Here is a 15573-nt window from a genome sequence, read left to right as displayed (position 1 = left end):
CGGTATGGTACACACACGATGAAGGCCATGACCATGAGAAATTTGAAGCACCTGTCGCAAAGACCGGATTTCCGGAAACGGACGAAGATAGGGAAGTTACTTCATTGCTTATCCAATATAGAAACCCCATTGCTGCAGTTCAATTGCCTAGATTTGTCAACAGTAAAAGCGCACTTCAGGCAGCATCTCCTTCCTTCGAAATTTCCAGACTATTTGAACTGTTGGGTGTTGGTGTCAAGCTGATTCAAGGATTGGCTGTAGTCATCATCATTATTGCAGGCTTGGGAATCTTCATCGCCTTATTCAATTCGCTCAAAGAAAGAAAATATGATTTGGCCGTGATGAGGACATTGGGAGCCTCCAATGGTCAATTGTTTTTGCATATAGTATTGGAGGGAGTAATATTGACATTTATAGGCGCTGTGGTAGGGATTTTAATTGGGCACCTTTTTCTGGCTGTTCTCGTTATGCAGAATGAACAGGGAGCGATTAGCGGATTGACTGCCATGGTATTTCTCGTTGAGGAACTTTGGATCTTGATATATGCAGTGGTAGTAGGTATATTGGCCTCTCTTATACCTGCATGGAACGCTTATCAAACTGATATTGCCAAACAGCTTACCAAAGCTTAAATTTATCTGCTCTTTGTTTGACGAAGAGTTTACAATTAATAGATGATACAAATGATTTTGAAGAACACTATTTTCACATTATTATTCCTGATAATAATTTCTGTCGGATATGCACAGACTTCACCCAGTGTTTGGAGGGATTTGTCCGATGTCACTTACAAAATCGGTCAGGATGAATTCGGGGAATTATATATCCCTGTATTCAGTGATAAGATCAAAAAACTGGAAGGTAAAGTGGTAGAGGCCGATGGATACATCATCCCCTTTGAAGGAATGTTCAAGCCTGAACATATTATACTTTCATCACTACCTTTGGCCGAATGCTTTTTCTGTGGATCGGGTGGCCCGGAAACTGTCATGGAGGTCATGATGAAAAATCCCATAAAATATACCTCCAAAAGAGTAAAGGTTAAAGGTACCTTAACACTCAATGATAATGATCCCGAAAAACTGATGTATATTTTAAAAGACGCCCAATTATTGACAAATTAAAAAAAGCTCCGTTATGCGGAGCTTTTTGATTCCATCCCCTTAAATTTTTCCATGAGGAGCTTGGTTTCATTGCCGGGTTTTCCATCACCAATTTTATTGTTATCAATTTGTGTGATGGGAAGGATTTTTTTGGTAGTACTGGTCATAAAGAGTTCATCTGCAGCGAGAATTTCCTCAAATTTTATTGGTCTGATATTAACCTTGCCACTGATTTCCAATACCCTTTTCCGGGTGATGCCATGCAGGATATGTGAATCCGGTGTGGCAATTTCTCCATCTTTGATCATAAATATATTGGAACGGGAGCTTTCCGAGACCAATCCTTTGTGGTGGTAAATTACATCCTCTGCACCTTGACTTTTCCAATCACCACTGTGCCATACGGGATAAGCATAATTTGTTGTTTTTACATCCGCAATCGCCCTCACATGTTCTGCTGATAAAAGCTTCACTCCATTGATATATTTTTCTTTTGGTGGGAAATCCAAGTCTTCACAAAAAATGAATAATGAACCCTCAACGGGCGAAAAATGATTCTCTGAAACACCGCCTGTAAGAAGCATCCGGATTCCCCCGCTTTCCAGATCATTTTTTTGGATCAATTCGAATATGATCGATGCCAATTCATCTTTGGATGGTTTCAATAAGAGTCGGGTTTTTTCCGCAGATCTGATAAATCTGTCCAGGTAATCAATCAAAAACAGAGGGGTATAATTCGATGTTCTAAAAAAATCAAAGATTCCATAACCGCGGATCAAACTTATATCCATTGGATGTATTACTGCTTTTTCAGAAGAGTTTATTTGGTTATTGGCAAAACAATATGGTTTCATGTAATTATATATTTGTGTAATGTGAATATTCAAAATTTAATCTATATTTGCAATTATGTTGCAAATAATTAGAAGACTTTCCGCCCAATCCGCAGATATGTTGGGTATATCTGCTTCGGTACTGTGTATGGTTCATTGTCTGGCCTTCCCGGTGATGATATCTTTCGGTTATATATTTAAATTTACGGAAGATCATGATCATGGCCATGAACATTGGCATTGGATGGACTATTTCTTTGTCATTCTCGCTATTTGGGCTGTTTACCATGCCGCTAAAAATACACATTCCATGCGTATTAAAATAGCACTTTGGATAGCAGTATCAATTTTTTCGATTGCGATACTTCTTCATGATTTAAACTCCTTAATGATAGTACTTTCCATAACCGCCTCTCTGGCATTAGTAATTATTCATATTATTAATTGGAAATATCACAAAAATTGTAAAATAGTTGATGAATAATTTCTTTTTTTAGTCAAATGGTTTTTTCTTTGAGAAAAAACCAAAATCATGTATAAGTCTTTTGGCTTAATAGCCTTCGTTTGCTTGTCTTTACAGATGTTGGGATGTAATTCGGATAAAAAAAATCCCAATGATGAATTGAAAAAAGAAGTGATTAAAATCCACGATGAAGTCATGCCATTGATGGGGAATCTCAAATCACTTAAAACAAAAATCCTTGAAATATCCGCCTCACTTTCCCAAGAGGATTCCCCCGATCATGATCAGATTCAAAAACTTGAGTTTTTGGCGGGAGAATTGGACAGTGCTTTTGAAGGGATGTTTGTATGGATGAGGCAGTTCAATTCAGATTTCGAGGGAATGTCATCTGATGAAATCAGGAATTACCTTTTGGAACAAAAATTGAAAGTGGAAAAGGTAAATGTGGATATCAAACAAGCCATTGAATCCGCCAATGAAGCGCTTAAGGTAGAATAATCATTTTTGGAGATATCCTCCGACCATATTGGCATCAATCACCCCATGATTGCTCCCCCAGATATTGTATAAATAGGTCATAATCTGCGCAATTTCCAGATTGGTAAGTTTGGTATTTGCCGGCATGGCTTGGTTATAAATCTGCCCATTTACCACGATTTCCCCATTCTGTCCATATTTAATAATCCTTGCAGTTCTCCCAATGTCCTCCAGCATATAATCAGATTCAAAAAGCGGTGGGATCAATTTTCCCAATCCAGCCCCATCTTTTTGATGGCAATTTGCACAGTAATTTTCGTAAAGGATTTTACCTTCAATGGCATACTGCAATACTTTCGTGTCTTTGATACTGGAAATCGTTTTTTCTTTATTTGATGAATTTCCCTGACAGGAAGATATAAAAATAAGTAACAATAAAACCTGGCCAATCTTGCTGATCCGCATATTTTTTATTCCAATAATTTCGGTATGTCCTTCATTAGTCTGTTGACCTGATCTTCTTTTGTTCCATCGTATACTCCCCTGATGTGCCCATTTTGATCTACCAATACAAATGCGCCTGAATGAAGCAGTCCACCCGGTTCACTTTTATCTTCCATGGCCGTAGTAAGATATTTTGTTTGTCCGATTTCAAAGATTTTCTCCTGATCTCCTGTCAAAAAATGCCAGGTTTGGTCATCTTCAACACCGATTTTGGAAGCGTAATCTTTTAATAGTTCGGCTGTATCATGTACAGGATCAAGGGTATGACTTAAAATCAGAAAATCTGGTTCATCTTTGAATTTTTCATAAACCCGAAGCATTTGGGTTTTCATGATAGGGCAGATGGTAGGGCAAGTAGTGAAGAAAAAATCTGCCACATATACTTTGCCGCTGACGGTTTGCTTACTGATTTCCTTGTTTTCCTGATTGATGAAACTAAAGTCACCGATTTCATGGAATACCGTGTCCTTAATAGTTTGGCCTTCCATTTCAAATTCATTGATATGCCAGTTGCCTAAAATCGGCAAAGTTTTTTTGTCTGCAGAATCTGATACTTTTGAAGTACAGGACTCAAACCCCAGAATAGTAATAAATGTTAACAGTATTATTGTGGATGATTTTTTCATTTTAATCTTTCTTGGATTTCTCTCTCGATTTTTTGTATAACTGAATGCCCAACATCAAAAGGGCAATTAGAGTCAAAAGGCCCACAATACCCCAAAGGGTATCGACAAGACTTTTGAGAACAATAAGGAATACTATAGCAAATAACAAAACTGTAGCGGCTTCGTTCCAAATCCTCAATTGATTTGAACTCCATTTGGCAATTCCTTTTTGCAATTGTGTATATTGTCTATGACAGATAAAGTGATACACATACAATAGGAATACAAAACCCAATTTGGCATGCATAAACCCCATTTGCATATAACCCCACCTGTAATACAACACCCAAAATCCAAAAATCAATGTGAGAATTGCGGATGGCCAGGTTATTCCCAACCAAAGCCTTTTGGCCATGAGGTTGAACTGAGGCAGCAAAATTCTTTTTTTTTCTTCTGATTTTTCGAGGGCCTCAGTCTGATAAATAAAGAGCCTGACAATGTAAAACAAACCTGCAAACCAGGTCACCACAAAAATGATATGAAGTGCTTTTAAATATTCGAAAGCCATCTTGGAATTTTTCTCCTAAATTAAGGCATTAATTCTAAACCATCTTAATAAAATGTCCTCTAAGTATCTTGTTTATGCAATAGTCATTGTGATCTCCCTGATCATTTTTTGGATCATATCTGAGACCCTCTCCCAGTCAGGGGTAGCAGACCTGAAAGGGGAGTTTGTCGAAATGGCCAAATATAGAAATGAGAACAACACAGGTCCGGTGATTAGGCTTTATGCGGTTTATACTGCGGATACCCTTTGGGAAGAAATGAGAAAATATGGGGACTTTATGCCCCATACCAAGTATGGTAATACGAAGGTGTTTTACTTTGTGGACAAGGAGACTACACCTGATGTAGTAAGATTTTCAGAGCCTTACTTCGACAGTAATTTTCAAGAAAATTGTGTGGCCATTTATGAAAAAACAGCCATGGGGGAGACACGTTTCAAAAAATATCCCTTTCGATAATTTCTTTAACTTTGAAATACAATTTCATTTTGACCTATTAAAATATATTCCTTGAAAACAAATACCCGACTATCGGAAGAGACTTATGTTAAAGGGATTCTATCAGGCGATAGGGTGGTTCTCAGCCGTGCCATCACTTTGGTTGAAAGTACTTTGGAGGAAGATCAGAGTCTTGCTGAAAAGGTAATGGAAAAAATTCTGCCCCATTCAGGAAGGTCAATAAGGGTGGGAATTACCGGAGTTCCAGGAGTAGGGAAAAGCACATTTATCGAAAGTTTCGGTAAAAAACTTTTGGATAAGGGACATAAGGTGGCTGTATTGGCAATCGATCCAAGTAGCCAAAAATCCCATGGCAGTATCCTGGGTGATAAAACCAGAATGGAAGGACTTGCCTCAGATAAGCGTGCCTATATCAGGCCAAGTCCAGCAGGCGGAACGCTCGGAGGGGTAAGTGCCCGGACCCGGGAAGCAATGTTACTCTGTGAAGCGTCAGGGTTTGATGTCATCCTGATCGAAACGGTTGGCGTGGGACAATCTGAAATTGCTGTAAAAGGGATGGTAGATTTTTTTCTTTTACTCATGCTTTCAGGTGCGGGAGATGAGTTACAGGGCATCAAGAAGGGGATTATTGAAATGTGTGATGCCATGGTAATCAACAAAGCAGATGGGGATAACATGGAGTCTGCAAAAAGGGCTAAGAGGGAATATGCCAATGCATTCCATCTTTTTCCCACTAGAGAAAATGGATGGTATCCAAAAGTGGAGGTATGTTCTTCTACTGAGCTTACTGGCTTGGATGAAGTTTGGGAGATGATACAAGATTATAAGGAGAAAATGACGGTAAATGGTTTTTTTGCCAAAAACAGGTCTGACCAAAATGAAAATTGGCTCCATGACCATATCGTTTATTTACTGAAGACAGGTTTTTACAACAACCCTGAAATCAAAAGAAAAATAGCTGAATATGTCCCTGAAATAAAAGCAGGAACCACATCACCTATAGCAATTGCCAGGTCTCTTGTCCAGTTTTATGGAGATAAGTTTATATGATTTTCTTCTGGCTTTATTGTTTTAACAAAAAAAATGGAACCACAAAAGTGACAAAAGAATACAAAAGTTACTGATATCAGCTTTGGTGATATAGTCTTTTGTTCCCTTTTGTTTCTTTTGTGGTTCAAATAAAATTTCCTATGTGATTATCCGCAATGATGCCAGTAGCTAATTTTAATATCAGTTTACTGTCCTTAGTAAATGAAAGAGAGAATAATAAAAGAATAAATCATTATGATAAAAGGAAATAGATTGATTGTTTTTTTATTTCTGATTTCACTGCTTTCGTGTAATGTCGGGACAAAAAAACTTGATGTTAAGACAGAGGTATTTCACCGAAAAGCTTGTCATGGAGATAATTGCGCTGAATTAAATTTGATGTATCCTTTTTTTGTAGGAGAAAATGAAGTTTCAATTGTTTTGAATATTCTTATTGAAGAAAAAATCATCCAAACTGTAGATGTTCAGGAGGAAATAAAGGCGACAGGATTAGAAGGGGCAGTTGCCAATTTTTTGGATTCCTATGTAGATTTCATGGTTGATTTTGAATCCACTCAGGACTGGGAAATAAAACTTGATGCCAAAGTTACCTACGAAAATGAAAAAATCATCTCAATAGTTTTTGAGACCTATTCTTTCACAGGAGGCGCACATCCCAACAGCTTTAGGCAATACCTAAATTTTGACAAACAGAAAAATACAAAAATTGACAATAACTCAATGATAATAGATGAGCAAAAGTTACTTGAAATGACTGAATCAAAATTCAGGGAAATCCATCAGGTGAAGAAAGACATTCCCTTGAAGGAAACCGAAATGTTCTTCCTAGACGAAAATGATGAATTTTTCCTTCCCTCATCGATTGGATTTGAAAATGATTCTCTTGTCCTGTTTTATAATTCCTATGAAATAGGCCCTTATGTCATGGGCACCACAGAAATCAAGTTTGCAAAAAGTGAACTGATTGGTATTGTGAATCTCTATCAATGAAAATGAATATACGGTATTCTACTAATTGACTATTTCAGAAAAAAGGCTTCTTTGGACATAAACCAACATCGGTCATCGGTCATCGGACATCCAACATCGGTCGAGAAAAGATGTCAGAGGCTTCGTGAACGGGTAAAACAATCAATAAGACCTCATTTTAAATTTCTTTTTAAGATCATTGACTGAATTCCTGAAGGCAGTATCGGTTTCCATAAAATCATTGACCGTCTGCACTGCATGGATGACGGTGCTGTGGTCTCTTCCGCCGAAGTGGTATCCGATTGACTTCAAAGAATGGTTTGTAAATTCCTTTGCGAAATACATGGCCACCTGTCTGGCGGTCACAATCTCTTTTTTCCTGGTTTTGGCTTTTAAGTCATCAATTTTGATATCAAAATAATCCGAAACTGTCTTCTGGATAAAATCAATCCCGACTTCGGTCTCGATATCTTTGACGATATTTTTCATGATAGCCTTGGACAAAGCCAGGTCAATTTCCACCCTGTTCAGGGAGGCGTGGGCAAGCAGTGATATCATGACTCCTTCCAATTCCCTGACATTTGTATCCACGGTATAGGCAAGGTATTCTATGACATCATCCGGAATATATATCCCTTCAGATTGCATTTTCCTTTTGATGATGGCAACCCTGGTTTCAAAATCCGGCATCTGCAAATCAGCCGTCAACCCCCACTTAAATCTCGACAATAGCCTTTCTTCCAAGCCTTTCAGGTCTTTGGGAGGGCAATCCGAGGTCATGATGATCTGTTTCTTGTTTTGATGAAGGTGATTGAAAATGTGGAAAAACATTTCCTGGGTTCGGTCTTTCCCGGCCAAAAATTGAATGTCATCAATAATCAATACATCGACCTGCATGTAGAAATTGGTGAAATTTTTAACATTTCCATCCTTGATGGAGTCCATAAACTGATTCACAAATTTTTCGGAAGAGACATAAAGTACAAATTTATCCTCAGGCCCGTTTTTGATTTCGTTACCGATAGCCTGTACCAAATGCGTCTTCCCAAGACCTACTCCACCATATACCATCAGCGGATTGAAGGAGGTGATACCGGGCTTGGTAGCTACAGCAAATCCTGCCGAGCGGGCAAGTCTATTGCAGTCTCCTTCAATATATGTATTGAAGGTATAAATCGCATTGAGGTTGGATTGCAAAAGCATATCATTGTCAAGAGACTGAAGATGAAAGGGGCTTTTATTATCTGTACTTTCGGAGCTTACTTTTTTTGAAGGGTTAGAATTATTTCCCTGTGGGAAACTGACCACATAAGGCTGGTTTTGTGAATTGCCCCTGTCCACTACCACGGCATATTCCAATTTTCCGTTTGGTCCTAAAATTGACTTTATAGCCAATTTGAGTACCTGAACGTAATTGTCTTCCAGCCATTCATAAAAAAACTGACTTGGAACTTGTATCGTGAGGCTGCTTCCTTCCAGTCTAACCGGATTTATGGGTTTAAACCAAGTCGAAAAACTTTGCTCGTTGACGTGCTGTTCAATTACACGCAAACATTCATTCCAAACTGCATTGGCCTCCGAACTCATTTATTAGGTTAAATATCTTTAGAAAAGAAATAGGACTTATCACCCCCGCATTATCAAGGGGCTCAAATTTGGGGAAAATATATTTAAATAAAAAATGGAAAAAGACTTGACTTTTCTATTTGACCGCCACGTTTTTGGCAAGGACATTTTTTATTTTATTTTTTCTTGAAAACTCAAAATACAACATTCCCAACCTTAAGTCACACGTCCCAATTTGGTCGATAATAGGTTCATATCCTCCGGAACTTTGACAGGATGTTGGTCTTTCTAAGAATGTATGCGTGTGACCTCCAATGATGAGATCAATATTCAAATTGCTTCAAAACAGTGGTTTTTGATGGTTGGAAACCGTATTTTTGAATGGATTAACATTATTGATTTCCATAATACTGTTTTGGTACAAAAGATTTCAAATCTTTTGCATTATCTACTTTAAATCCAAATATGAAAGATAATTTGTTTGAGGGGTTTCCCCGGGCTTCCAAGGAAGATTGGATGCGGCAAGTCACCAAAGACCTGAGAGGGAAAGATTTTGAAGAGACCCTGGTCACCAAAACTTCCGATGGTCTCAAAATTGCGCCTTTTTATACCGCTGAAGATGTAAGTTGGAAAGGATTTTCAGTTGGAACCATAGTGCCCAATCCTTCCATCCCCGGACTTTCACCTAGATATTGGTCAAATGTTTTTGAGGTGGAGGGTGCTGATGTAAAAGCGTCCAACAAAGAACTTCTATTGGCACTACAGAATGGTGCAGATGCACTGTTGCTTCCATTGGAAGGAGATGAAGACCTGGACTTATTGCTCCAAGAGGTAATGCCCAAGTACATACAGATTTTTATTGTTCCAAAAAATGATCCTATTGGAGCCCTTCATCATTTTCTGAATTGGATAAAAAGAAACGGTTTTGATCCGAATGAATTACAGGGAGGGCTTTTATGGGATGGTTTTGCAAATACCCTAATTGAAAAAGAAGATAAGGAAAATATAATTGAAACAGCAGCCTCATTATTGGGAGAAGCAGAAGAATTGGGTCAGTTTAAGGTATTTACCATTGATTCAGCTATTTTTCACAATGCAGGGGCATCTCCCGTTCAGGAGCTTTCTTACAGCCTTGCAGCTTATATTGAGCTTGTAGACGGCTTGACCCAAAGGGGAATTTCATCTAAAAAAATATTTGAAAAGACCATGCTCAAGACTGCTGTTGGGTCTGATTATTTTATGGAAATGGCCAAAATAAAAACCTTTAGGATTTTGTACCACCAATTGGCCAAACTGTATCAAATCACTATACCGATGGAAAACATTTTTATTATTTCATCTACCTCTTTTTGGACCATGTCAAAGATGGATGTGTACACCAATATGCTCAGAAATACCACAGAGGCGATGGCCGCGATATTGGGCGGATGCAATGCACTTCATGTATTACCCCATGATGCTCTTTTGGGCAAAAGTGATTCATTTTCGAGGAGAATGGCAAGAAATATTTCAAACATTCTGAAAGAGGAATCTTACCTGGATAAGGTATTGGATCCTACAGCAGGAAGTTTTTATCTGGAAAACCTAATCAGTGATTTGTTTGAGATGGTTCAGTCCAAACTGATTGAAATTGAGCAACTAGGTGGATGGTGGAAGCTTTATCAAATTGGTTCTATACAAAATGCTGTAAAAGCAAAGAGGAATCAAAAAATGGATGCTTTAAAGAATGGAAAAACCGTTAAAATCGGTGTCAATAAATTTATTGTTCCAAATGAACAATTTGAGAGAAGCAATGAAAATCCAGAGACAGAAGAAAATTGGCAAATGCTTCCTGCAAGAGCGTCCGAAAAGATGGAAAAAAACACAACCCAGAAACCATGAGACCGGACTTAAGCAAACTGCACAACAGTACTACTCAGGAAAACGTCCTGCCTTCCACTGAAAGTACTTCATGGGAAAGTGGAGAGAAAATATCCATTCCGTCTGTTTTTGACAAAAAAACAATGTCCGAAATCAGGCATGATGGTTTTGTAGCGGGAATACCACCTTATTTAAGAGGGCCTTACAGCACCATGTATGTGTTACGGCCTTGGACGATTAGACAATATGCGGGCTTTTCTACCGCAGAGGAATCCAATGCTTTTTACAGACGGAATCTGGCAGGTGGACAAAAGGGGCTGTCAGTGGCATTTGACCTGGCCACACACCGGGGATATGATTCAGACCATCCAAGGGTAGTTGGGGATGTGGGCAAGGCCGGTGTAGCCATTGATTCAGTCCTTGATATGAAGATCCTGTTTGACGGGATTCCTTTGGATCAAATGTCCGTTTCCATGACCATGAATGGTGCGGTGATTCCCATTATGGCATTTTACATTGTCGCTGCGGAAGAACAAGGGGTAAATCCTGAACAGTTGAGCGGAACTATCCAAAATGATATTCTGAAAGAATTCATGGTCAGGAATACCTACATCTATCCACCCGTGCCTTCGATGAGAATCATTGCGGATATTTTTGAATATACTTCCAAAAATATGCCCAAGTTCAATTCCATTTCAATATCAGGTTACCACATGCAGGAAGCAGGAGCTACTGCCGAATTGGAACTTGCCTATACTTTGGCAGATGGTCTTGAATATTTGAGAACAGGGATTTCAACCGGATTGGATATAGATGATTTTGCACCCAGGCTTTCTTTCTTTTGGGCAATAGGGATGAACCATTTTATGGAAATTGCCAAAATGCGCGCCGGCAGGATGTTATGGTCCAAGATCGTCAACCAATTTAACCCAAAAGATCCCAAATCACTTACCCTAAGGACACACTGTCAGACTTCGGGATGGTCTTTGACCGAACAGGATGCATTCAACAATGTAGCTAGAACAAGCGTGGAGGCAATGGCTGCTGCATTGGGTCATACACAATCTTTACATACCAATTCATTTGATGAGGCAATGGCTTTACCGACGGATTTTTCGGCAAGAATAGCCAGAAATACGCAATTGTACCTTCAGGAAGAAACAGGTATCACTCAGGTAGTTGATCCTTGGGGGGGATCGCATTATGTGGAATACCTTACGGACCAATTGGTCAAAAAAGCCTGGTCACTGATCGAAGAGGTGGAAGAACTCGGTGGAATGGCCAAGGCAATTGAAGCTGGGATTCCCAAAATGAGGATAGAAGAAGCTGCGGCACGCAAGCAGGCGAGAATAGATAGCGGAAAAGATGTCATCGTCGGTGTGAATCGATATCAGACGGATGAACCAAGCGAGTTTGACATTTTGGAAGTAGACAACAATTCCGTGCGCTTATCCCAAATAGAAAGATTGAAAAAACTCAAAAAAGAAAGAAAACAGGACGAAGTCGAAAAGGCATTGGATGCCATAACCCTGGCCGCCAAAAGCGGAAATGGCAACTTGTTGGCTTTGGCCGTGGAAGCAGCCCGAAAAAGGGCTACCTTAGGTGAAATTTCTGATGCTATGGAAGAAGAATTCGGAAGACATAAAGCGACCGTCCGCTCAATTTCGGGTGTTTATTCCGGTGAAGCCAAAGATGACAGTAATTTTATGGAGGCTAAAAAGCTGGCGGATGAATTTGCCGGATTGGAAGGCAGAAGACCTAGGATCATGGTGGCAAAAATGGGACAGGATGGACACGATAGAGGTGCCAAAGTGATTGCTACCGGATTTGCCGATATGGGCTTTGATGTGGACATTGGGCCTTTATTTCAAACACCCGAAGAAGTGGCCATGCAAGCTGCTGAAAACGATGTGCATATTGTGGGGGCATCATCTTTGGCTGCAGGTCATAAGACCTTGGTACCTGCGCTCATCGATGAATTGAAAAGACTCGGCAGAGAGGATATCATGGTGATTGCAGGAGGGGTGATTCCACCCAAGGATTATGATTTTTTGTTTGAAAAAGGAGTTGCTGCGGTATTTGGTCCGGGTACGGTTCTACCCAAAGCGGCCATTGAAATATTAGGAAAATTGTTGGAGGAAAAGGATTGAAATGATTTGGTGATTATGGAATGGACACATAAACGGGATTTTAAACCAAATAAAGTCAAAAGGAATGTCTAAAAGACTGATTCTCTTTTTTGACAAGGGACTTTGGAAGAAAAAAATAGCACTTAATTTATGCGGTTATGCCGTGTATTCAAAAAAAAAGCGGATCTGAGACCCGCTTTTTTTTGATTATGTTGATCAATTATTTTTTGATTTCATTCAAAATATCCTTGGCCCCATCCACACTTGAATGAAGAGCTGTCTTAACTGTTTCTACGGTTTCGTTGCCAATATCCTTGGCCGCCTCAAGGGCAGCTACTATCGCATCTTTTGCAGCACTGACCGAGTCGCCCCCGACCTGTTTCACGCCGTTGACCGCACCGGTAACTGCTTCTACAGCCACCTCGCCCACGTCAAGTCCAAGGCCTTTGGCGGACTCAATGGCCTGCTTTACACTTCCCTGAACAGCGTCCTTTTGACTCACACCGGAATCCATGGCACCTTGTATGGTCCCGTTTACAATTCCTTTGACTGATTTAATGACCGAAACTCCAATGTCTGATACACCTTGGAATGCTCCTGAAACAATCGAGGCAGGGACTTGGAGGCCTTTGACCACTAGTTCACCGGTGCCTTTCAATGTGGTAATGGCCACATTTTTGACTGCATTGGCCACCGCACTTCCGGTATCTGCCGTACCTTGAAGTGTCGCCTTTACACCGCCTTTAATACCATTTACAACATTTGAAATAATTGGAATACCCATAGTTTTTTATTTTTTTGGTTAGAATTATCTTTAAATTAATGAATTATTATGATTTTCAAAATTAAAGTTATGTTAATGGACGGTTAGGGTTTAAATACAAAATAATTTCTGCCAGTTATATGATTATTCACAATCAAAATCCAAATCGGCCGTTTGGTACAATTGCAAAATTGAAGCTACCTTGTTATCTGTAGAACAGATGTCCATAAAAATTGTTGAATAAGGAGGGATAAGCCATTCTATTTGAAAGCCCAGGGTGCATTTACCCAAATTTTGATAAATGGGTGGAGATTGTCAATTTGAAATTATATGAAAAGGATCACACTAATTTTTGATGAAAGCAGAGCCGATGTAGTCGAAGAAAAAGTGCTGCCCCTATTTGGAAAGAAAATCAAATTAAAGATTGCCTATAAGAATTTCAGGAACTTTAAATTTTCTGAAGAGGATTTTTTGATGTGCTATCTATCTGATGAGCAGTTACATGAATTCATTGAGGAGATTGTAGAAAATCACTGGAAAATAGGTTTTTTGCCACATCCCGAGATGAAAGAAGGTAGGCAAGGTTTTGGGGTTTCTTCCAAACTTGAAGCTGCAGCAAGGAACATCATGGATTCGGAGGAGCTTTTGGAGGTAGACCTGCTATTGGCAAACGGCAAACCGGTACTCAATAAACTCATCATTGGCAATACATTTAGTCTAATGTATGGTTCCGGATTGCAGGAAGGCTTTTTTAGAAAAATAATTGCCCGGTTCAATATATTTTTAAAATCTTTCAGAAAAGTAAGACTACAACCTTATAGTATTTCCTGGAATACTAAGAGTGGCGATGAGTTGGATCAGGGTGTTGATACGGCTGCATTGGGAATGGTAGTGGTACAGCATGGTAAGAGCTCCATGCTATCAAGGAGGATCATAGAGGATTCCAATCCAAATGATGGCATGATGCATTGTTTGGTATTGGCACCAAAGAGTATATGGGAAATTATAAAGTTTGGGTTTTACAGCGTGTTCAGGTCAAAACTCAAAAACTCGCTGCCGGATTATGTTGCCCATATCAAGACTGACAGGATAGTGATAAAAAGTGACAATCCCATCAATTATGCTGCTGATGAACTTTTATTGAGTGCCAGGGAAATTGAAATGGTAGTGAAACCAAAAGCTTTGGCAATTGTCCCGGGTACATTGTTGGATTCCGAAAAGGAGGTGGAAAAAAACAGGGTTTTTAAAGTGCAGAATTTACCAAAAGGTGAATTGAAAAATGAATTATTGAACCGCTTTCTGCCTTTTACCAATCATGCGACCACAGAAGAGTTCAAATGGCTTTTCAGTATTTTAAGGGAAAATTCCCAGACCAGTCAGAGTTATCTTGTCCTAATGGCCCTGTCAACCATCATTGCCACTTTTGGACTTTTTGGGAATTCCTCTCCGGTGATTATCGGCGCCATGATTTTGGCTCCATTGATGTCACCCATCATATCACTTGCAATGGGTGTTTTGCGTCAAAATGAAAGACTGATCAAAGAAAGTCTGCTCGCCATTGGCTATGGTCTCTTAGTCGGTTATATTTTTGCTGTTCTGATCACATGGATTACTCCCCTCAATACGCCGAACAGTGAAATTGTTGCAAGAATAAGACCCAATCTTTTGGATTTGGGAGTTGCAGCGGCCTCAGGAGTTGCAGGTGCGTATGCCCATTCCAAAAAGGAAGTTGCCAAGACCTTGGCAGGAGTGGCCATTGCAGTAGCTCTTGTTCCGCCACTTTCTGTTTCGGGGATAGGTTTGGGATGGGGAGATTGGGAAGTTTTTTTTGGGGCTTTGCTTTTATTGATAACCAACTTGGCAGGTATGGTCCTTTCAGCGGCATTGACGTTTTTATTACTGGGATTTAGTCCGTTTAGGTTGGCTAAAAAAGGATTGTTGATTTCTTTGTTTTTTGTGGCATTGATCAGTGCACCTTTGGGTTTTGGATTTTCGAGGATGGTAAAAGAAAATAAAATCATGCAGCGATTAAGCGGAGCAGAAATTCCTCAAGGAAAGTTGCGGGATGTCAGGGTAATCAGAATGAATCCTATGCGGATATCACTTACAATAATTTCGGAAAAACCACTTGACTATGAAGAGCTGAGTGCGGTTAAAAATGAAATTCAGGATATTGTTGGGCAAGAAGTAGAAGTGGAACTTTCTGTTGGGCTTGTACTTTGATCC

At 39.5% G+C, this 15573-nt stretch carries 16 protein-coding genes; 10 read left to right on the top strand and 6 right to left on the bottom strand.

Annotated elements, in window-relative coordinates; translation table 11 throughout:
- Window positions 1-632 (top strand): ABC transporter permease (locus tag ACEW8O_RS01985; RefSeq protein WP_373492947.1); only part of this gene is annotated, 632 nt, incomplete at its 5' end.
- Window positions 633-683: 51 nt separating this feature from the next.
- A complete protein-coding gene (locus tag ACEW8O_RS01980) occupies window positions 684-1124 on the top strand; it encodes a hypothetical protein (RefSeq protein WP_373492946.1) in 441 nt (146 codons plus the stop codon).
- An 11-nt stretch (window positions 1125-1135) separates the two neighbouring features.
- Here ACEW8O_RS01980 and ACEW8O_RS01975 read toward each other — a convergent pair whose 3' ends face one another.
- Entirely contained in the window at window positions 1136-1957 is an 822-nt protein-coding gene (locus tag ACEW8O_RS01975) for an aminotransferase class IV (protein ID WP_373492945.1), read from the bottom strand.
- A gap of 55 nt (window positions 1958-2012) precedes the next feature.
- On the opposite strand from ACEW8O_RS01975, the gene ACEW8O_RS01970 reads away from it, so the two are divergent.
- Both ACEW8O_RS01970 and ACEW8O_RS01965 read left to right on the top strand, forming a co-directional pair.
- Window positions 2013-2420 (top strand): MerC domain-containing protein, encoded by a 408-nt coding sequence (locus tag ACEW8O_RS01970; protein WP_373492944.1) that lies wholly within the window; start codon window positions 2013-2015, stop codon window positions 2418-2420.
- 48 nt (window positions 2421-2468) lie between these two features.
- Window positions 2469-2897 (top strand): hypothetical protein, encoded by a 429-nt coding sequence (locus ACEW8O_RS01965; protein ID WP_373492943.1) that lies wholly within the window; start codon window positions 2469-2471, stop codon window positions 2895-2897.
- Here ACEW8O_RS01965 and ACEW8O_RS01960 read toward each other — a convergent pair whose 3' ends face one another.
- Genes ACEW8O_RS01960 through ACEW8O_RS01950 form a run of 3 tightly spaced genes read right to left on the bottom strand, consistent with a single transcriptional unit; the run spans window position 2898 to window position 4553 of the window.
- Window positions 2898-3341 (bottom strand): cytochrome c, encoded by a 444-nt coding sequence (locus tag ACEW8O_RS01960; protein WP_373492942.1) that lies wholly within the window; start codon window positions 3339-3341, stop codon window positions 2898-2900. It lies immediately after the preceding gene.
- A 5-nt stretch (window positions 3342-3346) separates the two neighbouring features.
- On the bottom strand, window positions 3347-4006 hold the full coding sequence (locus ACEW8O_RS01955) for an SCO family protein (RefSeq protein ID WP_373492941.1): 660 nt from the start codon (window positions 4004-4006) through the stop codon (window positions 3347-3349).
- Window position 4007: 1 nt separating this feature from the next.
- Window positions 4008-4553, bottom strand: coding sequence for a CopD family protein (locus ACEW8O_RS01950; RefSeq protein ID WP_373492940.1), 546 nt, complete (start codon window positions 4551-4553; stop codon window positions 4008-4010).
- Window positions 4554-4605: 52 nt separating this feature from the next.
- Here ACEW8O_RS01950 and ACEW8O_RS01945 point away from each other — a divergent pair, with 52 nt between their 5' ends.
- The 3 genes from ACEW8O_RS01945 to ACEW8O_RS01935 all read left to right on the top strand — a co-directional run bounded on the left by ACEW8O_RS01945 (window position 4606) and on the right by ACEW8O_RS01935 (window position 7050).
- Window positions 4606-5010 carry a hypothetical protein gene (locus tag ACEW8O_RS01945; RefSeq protein WP_373492939.1) on the top strand — a complete coding sequence of 135 codons (405 nt, stop codon included), beginning with the start codon at window positions 4606-4608 and terminating at the stop codon, window positions 5008-5010.
- A 51-nt stretch (window positions 5011-5061) separates the two neighbouring features.
- Window positions 5062-6060 carry a methylmalonyl Co-A mutase-associated GTPase MeaB gene (meaB, locus tag ACEW8O_RS01940; RefSeq protein ID WP_373492938.1) on the top strand — a complete coding sequence of 333 codons (999 nt, stop codon included), beginning with the start codon at window positions 5062-5064 and terminating at the stop codon, window positions 6058-6060.
- Window positions 6061-6294: 234 nt separating this feature from the next.
- A complete protein-coding gene (locus ACEW8O_RS01935) occupies window positions 6295-7050 on the top strand; it encodes a PdaC/SigV domain-containing protein (protein ID WP_373492937.1) in 756 nt (251 codons plus the stop codon).
- A gap of 141 nt (window positions 7051-7191) precedes the next feature.
- Here ACEW8O_RS01935 and dnaA read toward each other — a convergent pair whose 3' ends face one another.
- Window positions 7192-8616, bottom strand: coding sequence for a chromosomal replication initiator protein DnaA (gene dnaA, locus ACEW8O_RS01930; protein ID WP_373492936.1), 1425 nt, complete (start codon window positions 8614-8616; stop codon window positions 7192-7194).
- 444 nt (window positions 8617-9060) lie between these two features.
- Between dnaA and ACEW8O_RS01925 the strand changes: the two genes are divergently transcribed.
- Complete coding sequence (locus ACEW8O_RS01925; RefSeq protein ID WP_373492935.1) at window positions 9061-10476, top strand: methylmalonyl-CoA mutase family protein; 1416 nt, start codon at window positions 9061-9063, stop codon at window positions 10474-10476.
- Complete coding sequence (gene scpA / locus ACEW8O_RS01920; protein WP_373492934.1) at window positions 10473-12605, top strand: methylmalonyl-CoA mutase; 2133 nt, start codon at window positions 10473-10475, stop codon at window positions 12603-12605. The genes ACEW8O_RS01925 and scpA overlap by 4 nt, the downstream gene beginning before the upstream one ends.
- A gap of 199 nt (window positions 12606-12804) precedes the next feature.
- Here scpA and ACEW8O_RS01915 read toward each other — a convergent pair whose 3' ends face one another.
- Window positions 12805-13368 carry a hypothetical protein gene (locus ACEW8O_RS01915; protein WP_373492933.1) on the bottom strand — a complete coding sequence of 188 codons (564 nt, stop codon included), beginning with the start codon at window positions 13366-13368 and terminating at the stop codon, window positions 12805-12807.
- Between the two features lie 309 nt (window positions 13369-13677).
- Here ACEW8O_RS01915 and ACEW8O_RS01910 point away from each other — a divergent pair, with 309 nt between their 5' ends.
- The gene (locus tag ACEW8O_RS01910; RefSeq protein ID WP_373492932.1) at window positions 13678-15570 is read left to right on the top strand and encodes a DUF389 domain-containing protein; all 1893 of its coding nucleotides are present in this window, start codon (window positions 13678-13680) and stop codon (window positions 15568-15570) included.
- Window positions 15571-15573: the final 3 nt, after the last annotated feature.

The sequence above is a fragment of the Aquiflexum sp. genome (assembly GCF_041749095.1).
GTDB lineage: Bacteria > Bacteroidota > Bacteroidia > Cytophagales > Cyclobacteriaceae > Aquiflexum.
The sequence above is the reverse complement of the archived record's forward strand: the minus strand, read 5'-3'. Positions and strand labels throughout refer to the sequence as shown.